Source organism: Hymenobacter antarcticus, assembly GCF_039539545.1.
GTDB classification, from domain to species: Bacteria; Bacteroidota; Bacteroidia; order Cytophagales; family Hymenobacteraceae; genus Hymenobacter; species Hymenobacter antarcticus.
The window spans coordinates 44,564-52,230 of sequence record NZ_BAABDI010000035.1 but is presented as its reverse complement, the minus strand read 5'-3'; the positions used below and the strand labels follow the sequence as shown (position 1 = coordinate 52,230).

Annotated in this window: 6 protein-coding genes; 3 read left to right on the top strand and 3 right to left on the bottom strand. The window is 66.1% G+C overall.

Annotation, left to right across the window (positions count from 1 at the left end):
- Positions 1-138: 138 nt before the first annotated feature.
- Positions 139-477 (bottom strand): hypothetical protein, encoded by a 339-nt coding sequence (locus tag ABD819_RS18765; protein ID WP_345126816.1) that lies wholly within the window; start codon positions 475-477, stop codon positions 139-141.
- A gap of 123 nt (positions 478-600) precedes the next feature.
- Here ABD819_RS18765 and ABD819_RS18760 point away from each other — a divergent pair, with 123 nt between their 5' ends.
- From ABD819_RS18760 to ABD819_RS18750, 3 genes are all read left to right on the top strand, one after another.
- On the top strand, positions 601-1,767 hold the full coding sequence (locus tag ABD819_RS18760) for an esterase/lipase family protein (RefSeq protein WP_345126813.1): 1,167 nt from the start codon (positions 601-603) through the stop codon (positions 1,765-1,767).
- A 127-nt stretch (positions 1,768-1,894) separates the two neighbouring features.
- Positions 1,895-2,302: a thiol-disulfide oxidoreductase DCC family protein gene (locus ABD819_RS18755; protein WP_345126810.1), complete on the top strand. Its 408-nt coding sequence runs from the start codon at positions 1,895-1,897 to the stop codon at positions 2,300-2,302.
- A 221-nt stretch (positions 2,303-2,523) separates the two neighbouring features.
- A complete protein-coding gene (locus ABD819_RS18750) occupies positions 2,524-4,974 on the top strand; it encodes a reprolysin-like metallopeptidase (RefSeq protein ID WP_345126807.1) in 2,451 nt (816 codons plus the stop codon).
- Between the two features lie 94 nt (positions 4,975-5,068).
- Here the strand turns inward: ABD819_RS18750 and ABD819_RS18745 are convergent, their stop codons facing one another.
- Entirely contained in the window at positions 5,069-6,313 is a 1,245-nt protein-coding gene (locus tag ABD819_RS18745; protein ID WP_345126804.1) for a serine hydrolase, read from the bottom strand.
- Positions 6,313-7,428: a mandelate racemase/muconate lactonizing enzyme family protein gene (locus tag ABD819_RS18740; RefSeq protein WP_345126801.1), complete on the bottom strand. Its 1,116-nt coding sequence runs from the start codon at positions 7,426-7,428 to the stop codon at positions 6,313-6,315. Before ABD819_RS18740 ends, ABD819_RS18745 begins: the two co-directional genes overlap by 1 nt.
- Between the last annotated feature and the right edge of the window lie 239 nt (positions 7,429-7,667).

Below are 7,667 nucleotides of genomic sequence, written 5' to 3'. Positions count from 1 at the left end.
AACGGCCCCACCTGGCCCTGAATTACTTAACCCCCAATCAAGTCCATTTGCAAGGAAAAAGCCCCGCCGGAAAATCCGAGCAGGGCCCTTGCCTTATTCCTGTCAACATATAGCCGGACGAGACATAGTTGCCGCAGGCTATTTGCGGTTCGTCAGGTCGGCGGGAGCGGCTAGCTGGCCGCTGGCGGTTTGCGAGGAAGCGGCATCCTTGCCGGCGGGGGCCGAATTCAACTGGTCCTGCACGGTGCCATTTTTGATGGCGATGGCCGAGCCTTCGCCGGAAGGCGGCAATACGGTTTGCTGGTTGTTGATGCTGTCGCGGTTCACGTCCGAAGTGTGCCAGCCGGGCGCGTTGGTGAAGCCGCGCTTGAATTGCGGGTTTTTGCCGGGGCTCCAGCTATTGTCGCAGGACGAAAGCGAGGCCGCGAGGGCGGTGCCCAGCAGCAGGGCCAGGGCGGAACGAGTGAAAAGCTTCATGAAGTAGTACTTGGGATTGGGAATGCAAAGTACGTTGATTTCGAGCGGAAGGCCAACGGAATACCCGCCGCGGCGGTACTTTCGGGTGGCGCAGCCGTCCTGTGGCCTCCACTTTTTCCGCTCATGCCCGATTCTGAGTCTCCCTCGCCTTCCCGATTTCGCCGGGCCCTCGGGGCCGTCGGGCGCGCCGCGCTGCTGCCCGTGAAGGGCGCGAGCTACCTGGTACGCTCGGGCAAGGCCCACCAGCACTTTTTTCTGCCCGTGCTCAACGGCGCGCTCGGCGACCAGCTGGCCGCCCGCTTCGACGCCCGCGCCATTCGCATGAGCTTCCGGCGCGGCGGGCAGGACGTGGCCGTGGCCGACCTGCGCTTCACCGAGCCGCACCAGAAAACCGTGGTGTACGTGCACGGCCTGATGGGCGACGAGCTCATCTGGCAATCCGGCTTTGGCGATGCGCCCGGCAGCCGCCGCTACGGCCCCCGCCTGGCCGAAGAAACCCGCAGCCGCGCCCTCTACCTGCGCTTCAACTCCGGCCTGCACCTGTCCGAAAACGGCCGCGAGCTCAGCCGCCTGCTCACCGAGCTGGTCGTGACTTACCCCGATGCCATCGGCGAGCTGGTGTTGGTGGGCCACAGCATGGGCGGACTCATCATCAGGAGCGCGGGGCATTATGGAAATGAATTAATAATTAATAATGAAGAATTAAAAATTGAGGCTGAAGTTCCCGCCGCATTGGTGCCGAACGACGAATTATTAATTATTAATTCTCAATTATTAATTAAAAACCAAGCGCCTTGGCTGTCCCACCTGCGGTCCATATTCCTCATCGGCACGCCCAACGACGGCTCGTGGCTGGAGCAGAACTCGCACTTCACGGCGCGGCTGCTGGAGCGTATCAACCTGTTTCCCACGCGCTTCCTTAGCAAAGCCCTCAACCAGCGCAGCAACGGCATCAAGGATTTGCGCTACTCCATTCTGGTGGATGAGGACTGGCAGGACGCCCACGCCAACGACCTCACGCCGCCGCGCACGGCCGTGCCGCCCCTGCCCGGCGTGCACTACCACATTCTGATGGGGGCGTGGCTGCGCGCCACCCGGCCCTCGGCCCTGCGCGAATACTTCGGCGATGGGCTGGTGGGCCAGGGCAGCGCCCGCGGTCACGCCACCTTCGGCGATGAAGCGGCCCTGCCCGCCGGGGCCAACGTGCGCACGGCCGTGTTCAGCCAGCAGCACCACGGCGGCCTGCTCACGCATCCGGAGGTATTCCAGTACCTCAAGCAATGGGCGTGAGTTAGTGGTTAATGGTTAATTATAAATGGTCAATGATTGCAGACCAAGTCAACAACTAACTGTTTATCCAGCGAAGCCGGGTTGAAATAGAATAATCATTAACCACTTACCACTAACCACTATCCCCATGCCTTCCGACATCATTTTTTTCGATGGCGTGTGCAACCTCTGCAACGGCTTCGTGCAGTTTGTCATTCGGCAGGACCCCAAGGGTCGCTTCCGTTTCGCGGCCCTGCAAAGCGAAGCCGGGCAGGCCTTGCTGGCTACATATGGCCTCACGCCCCCCGCCGGCGCGGCGGAGCTCGATTCGGTGCTGCTGCTGAGCGGCGGGCAGTTCTACTCCCACTCCTCGGCGGTGCTGCGCATTGCCCGGGGGCTGGGCGGCGTGTGGGCACTGGCGGGCGTGGGCGGGCTGCTGCCCCGCGCCTGGCGCGACGCGCTCTACCGCTTCATTGCTCGTAACCGCTACCGCTGGTTTGGGCGGCAGGAAAGCTGCATGCTGCCCACACCGGAGCTGCGGGCGCGGTTTCTGTAGGGGGCCGGGCCGTTTTTCATCATTCCAATACGCAGTTAGACAAATGTCATAAAACCGTTATCAATATTCTCTGAATCACTTTTAACGAGAACTTTTTAAGACTTTGGAGGGATATAAGAAAGTACATATGCCCTACCGGGCGCAGATTTTGACGGTGTGCCGGCCCTGCCAGCTCCTGCTGCCCCGGTGTCCGGCACCTGCCTTTTGCCTGATTCCCTGCTATGATGAAACGGTATTCTGTTGCCTCCCTGCTGCTCGCTCTGGCCCTGGCCCCGGCGGCCCGCGCCCAAACGCCCACCGCGCTGTGGCAGCCCGCCCCCGCCCCCCAGGCCCGCGGCGATGCCAGGCCCGAAGCCGGCCGCTGGTTTAGCCTCGATGCCGCCCAGCTGGCCGCCCGCCTGGCCCCGGCCCCGCCCGAAACCCGCCCCCGGGAGGCCGTGGTGCTGGAGCTGCCCTACCCCGATGGCCGCCTGCACCGCTTCGCCATTACGCACGTACCGGTGCTGGCCCCCGCCCTGGCGGCCCGCTACCCCGAAATTCAGACCTACGCCGGCCGCGGCCTCGACGAGCCCACGGCCACCGTGCGCCTCGAAACCGCACCGGCCGGCCTGCACGCGCAGGTGCTTGGGGCCGGCGGCGAGGTCGTAGCCCTGGCCCCCGACCCGGCGGCCCCCGGCCGCTACCACAGCCAGCCCGGTACCCCGCCGGCTTTCAGCTGCCAGGCCCTGCCGGTGCCCGGCTTTGCGGCCCGGCCGCAGTCGGGGGTGGGGGCGGCCCCGCCCGCGCCCTATGGCAGCCAGCTCCGCACGCTCCGCCTGGCCATGGCCGCTACCGGCGAATACACCCAAAGCCTGGGCGGCGGCACCGTGAGCGGTGCCCTTGCCAGCATGGCCACGCTGGTGAACACGCTCAATGCCGTGTACGAGCGCGACCTCGCGCTGCGGCTGCAGCTGGTGGCCAACAACAACCTGCTGGTGTACACCGACCCCGCCACCGACCCCTACGACAACGCTAACCTCACGACGATGCTGAACGGGAACCAGGCCATCGTGGACGGGGCCATTACCAGTGCGGCCTACGACGTGGGCCACGTGCTGGGCTACCGCGGCGGAGGCTACTCGGGCGTGGCCTACGTGGGCGTCATCTGCAACGGCACGTACAAGGCCCGCGGAACCTCTACCGGGGCATCGGCTTCGCTGATGGCCACGGTGCTGATGCACGAGATTGGCCACCAGCTGGGCTCGGGCCACACCTTCAACGGCGACCAGGGCAACTGCGGCAGCAGCAACCGCGGGGCCAACACGGCCTATGAGCCCGGCGCGGGCAACACCATTATGTCGTACGACTCGCGCTGCGCGCCCGACAACGTGGGGAGTGCCGTCAATTTCTTCCACGCGGGCAGCCTCACCAACATCATTCCTGAGCTGGCCTGCGCCGGCACCACGGCCAGCGGCAACCAGCCGCCCAGCCTCACCGTGCCCCCCAGCAACACCTACACCATTCCGCTGAGTACGCCCTTCACCCTAAGCGGCAGCGGCTCCGACCCCAACGGCGACGCCCTCACCTACTCCTGGGAACAGCTGGATTTGGGTAATGCCTCGGGCCTGGCCGGGGCCCCGACCGATGTATCGGCCCCGCCGCTGTTTCGCAGCTTTGCGCCGGTAGCCAGCCCTACCCGCACCTTTCCGTCGCTCCCGAACATTCTCAGCGGCACTGCCTCGACGAGTGAGCAGCTGCCGCGGGTAGCGCGGCCGCTCAACTTCCGCCTCACCGCCCGCGACAACCGCGGCGGCGTGGCCGGGGCCAACGTGACGCTGGCCGTGGCTGCCGCCGGTCCCTTCGCCGTCACGGCCCCCGGCGCCGCTTTCACAGCCGCACCGGGCAGCACCTACGCCCTCACCTGGAGCGTGCTGGGTACCGACCAGGCCCCGGTGAGCTGTGCCAACGTGCAGGTGCTGTTTTCCAGCGATGGGGGCCTCACCTTCCCCACGGAGCTGCTGGCCAGCACGCCCAACGATGGCTCGGCCAACGTGCGCCTGCCCGGCACCGCCACCACCCTGGGCCGCCTCAAAATTCAGGCTCTGGGCAACGTTTTCTTCGCCATCAACAACGCCAACATCACCCTGGCCGGCACGCCGCTGCCCGTCGAGCTGGTCGCCTTCAGCGCCGAGGCCCGCGGCCCCGTCGCCCACCTGGCCTGGACCACCGCTTCTGAAAAAAATAACGCCGGCTTCGAGGTCGAAGGCTCGCCCGACGGCCGCGCCTTCCGCCGCCTGGGTTGGGTAGCCGGCCAGGGCAGCAGCAGCGCGGCGCGCGCCTATCAGTTCGACGACGGCACCCTGGCCACCGCCGCCGGCCCGCAGATGTACTACCGCCTGCGCCAGCTCGACACCGATGGCACGGCCACTTTCTCGCCGGTGCGCACGGTGGCCGTGCCCACCAGCCGCCCCGCCCTGCTGCAGCTGTGGCCCAACCCGGCCCACGGCACGGTAGCAGTGGGTGGCATGGCCCCCGGCGAGGCCGTGCAGCTGCTCGACCTCGCCGGCCGCGTACTGCTCAGCGCCGTGCTGCCCGCCGAAGGGCCCTTGCAGCTGCCGCTGCCCGCCGGCCTCGCCCCCGGCGTGTACGTGGTGCGCAGCGGCAGCCAGACCCGCCGCCTGGCCGTGGAATAATCCCGCGAAAGCCTTCCGGCTAAGAACCTATCCGAACAGGCGGTCATGCTGACCGTCCTTTTTATCGGCTATCCGGACGCTTTTCGCTTCGACGTTACTTCTTCGCGCCCGCTTTTCGGCGGCACTCGGCCTCGTACACGCGCCGGCCCAGGTCGCGCAGGAAGGGAAAGCCGATGCTGTCGTACTCGTACTTGTCGTCATTCAGCACGCCGTCGGCATTCACGTAGAGCACGGCGCTGAGCAGGAATTCCACGCCGTGGGACTCGTCTTGCACGTAGGCATTGTCGATGAGAAAGCCGTAGGCCTCACCGATTTTATTGAACACCCGCACGCCGGGCGGCAGCGGCGCGATGCCGCCCCCACCGAGCAGGAATTTTACATACGTATCCGGGAAATGAGCGGCATCGTAGCGCGGGTGCGGGCTTTCGCGGGGCCGCTGCGAGAGGGCCTCGCGCAGCAGGGCATAGTCGGCGGGCAGCAGGCGGAGGCGCTGGGCGGGCGGAGTGGCTTCGGGAAATAGCACCCGGCGCAGCAGCAGCTGCAAGTCGGGCAGCGAGTGGGCGTTTTTCTGGCTGAAATCGAGGGGGCCGGGCACTTGCTGGTCGTTTTGGAGGTAGGCTTGGCCGATGGCTTCGCCCCGCAGGCCCAGCTGGGGCCAGGGGCCGGCGTAGTAGGCGGCGGGCTGCCGCAGCAGCAGCTGCGTGGCGGCGGTGTCGGCGAAGAAGCCGATGGGGTTGGTGTGGCGGCTGCCGGGCTCCTGGTCGCCCACAGAGAGGCGGTGCAGCAGGCGGCTCCGGCGCAGGCCCAGCCGGCGCATCTCTTCATTCAGCTCCTGCGGGCCCACAAACTCGTAGAGACGATTGAAGGCGTCGTTATCACTCACGATTAACGCCTTGCGCACGTAGTGGGCCACGCTGGGCCGGCCGCTGGCGCTGCTGGTGTCGCGCTGTACCCGCGACTGGCCCGCGAAGGCCGAATCGGTGAGCATGGGCGAATCGGCGGTCAGGCCGGGGGTTTGCGCGCTCAGCGCCCGCAGCTTTTGCAGGGCCAGGGCGGCGCCGGCCAGCTTCACGGTGCTGGCCGGGTAGAAGTAGTCGCGGGGCCGCACCCGGTAGCCGTAACTGCGGAAGTGGGGCACGCCCGCCGCATCGCGCCGAATGCGGGTGTAAAGGATTTGCAGGCGATACTTTTCCGGATTTGCCAGCACGCGGGCCAGCCCGGTGGTATCGTGCCGCAGCACCTGGCGCAGCGGGTTTTGGAGCAGCTGCGCGGCGGCCGGGCCGGCCCCGGCCAGCACCAGCGCCAGGATACTCAGCAATTGAAAACAGGTCTTGCGCATCAGAATACAACTTGTTCGGCGCGGCGCAGCCAGGCCTCGTCGATGGTGGCGCCCAGGCCCGGCGCGGTGGGCACTTCGATAACGCCGCCGGGGCGGTACTGGATGCCGCCCACCACGGGGTCGGCGGTGAATAGTAGCGGCGTGTCGAAGTCGCAGTGCCGGATGGCGGTGTTGGTGAGGGCCAGGTGGGCGGCGGCCGTCATGCCCAGCCGCGATTCGAGGAAGCCGCCCACTTGCAGGGTGAAGCCGGCGGCCTCGCCTAAGCGCGCGATTTTCCGGGCCCGGTGGAAGCCTGAGGACTTACCGAGCTTGATGTTGAACTGCTGGCAGGCCCGAAGCGCAATGAGCCGCTCGGCGTCGTGCTCGTCGCCACAGCTTTCGTCGGCCATTATCGGGATGGGCGAGGCGGCCGACACCCGGCTCAGCTCCATGAAGCGGTGGCGGAGGATGGGCTCCTCGCAGTGCTCGATGTTGAATTCGGCCAACGCCCGGAGCACAGCAATGGCCGTATCGGCCGTTTGCCAGCCTTGGTTGGCGTCGATGCGCAGCGGGTGCGCGGGCCCGATGCCTTCCCGAATGGCCCGGATGCGGGCCACGTCATCGGCCAGCGCCCCGCCCAGCTTCACCTTGATGGCCGGGAAACCCTGCTGCTGAAAGCGCACGGCATCGGCCCGCATTTTATCGGGCGGACCGAGGCTCACGGTCATGTCGGTATGCAGCACTTTGTCATTATTACCGCCCAGAAACTGGTAGAGCGGCAGGCCCGCCTGCTGGGCCGCAATGTCGTGCAGGGCCACGTCGAAGGCACTTTTGATGCTGGTGTTGCCGTAAATGATGCGGTCCATCTCGGCCAGACAGCCGGTCAGGTCCAGAGCGTCGCGGCCTTTGAGGGCCGGGGCAAAGTACTGGGCCACCGCAAAGCAGGTATCGATGCTTTCGCCGTTGATGGTCAGAAACGGGCTGCATTCGCCGAAGCCGGTGCAGCCGTCGGCGGTGCGCAGGCGCACCACCACGTTCTGCACGTGGCGGATGGGGCCCAGGGAAATGACGAACGGCTCGTGCAGCGGCACAAGTAGCTTGTAGATGTTGATGGATTGGATAGTAGTACCGGCCATGCGCTAAATGTACAGCCGCCGCCAATTACCAAGTGCGTACCGGCTGGCCCCGGCCCGTTGGTACCGAACAACGGGGCGTTGGTGTAATAATTTTTGGGCAGCGCAGGCGAGAGGCGAGGTTTGTTTCATCACTCCGGCAGAGCCGGACCTCCCTACTGCCCCTCCCCTTTTTTCTGCAAAACCCACCGCTTTCCCCTTGCCCCAGCGGCTGCCGGACACCGCCTGGGCCTATGCCAACA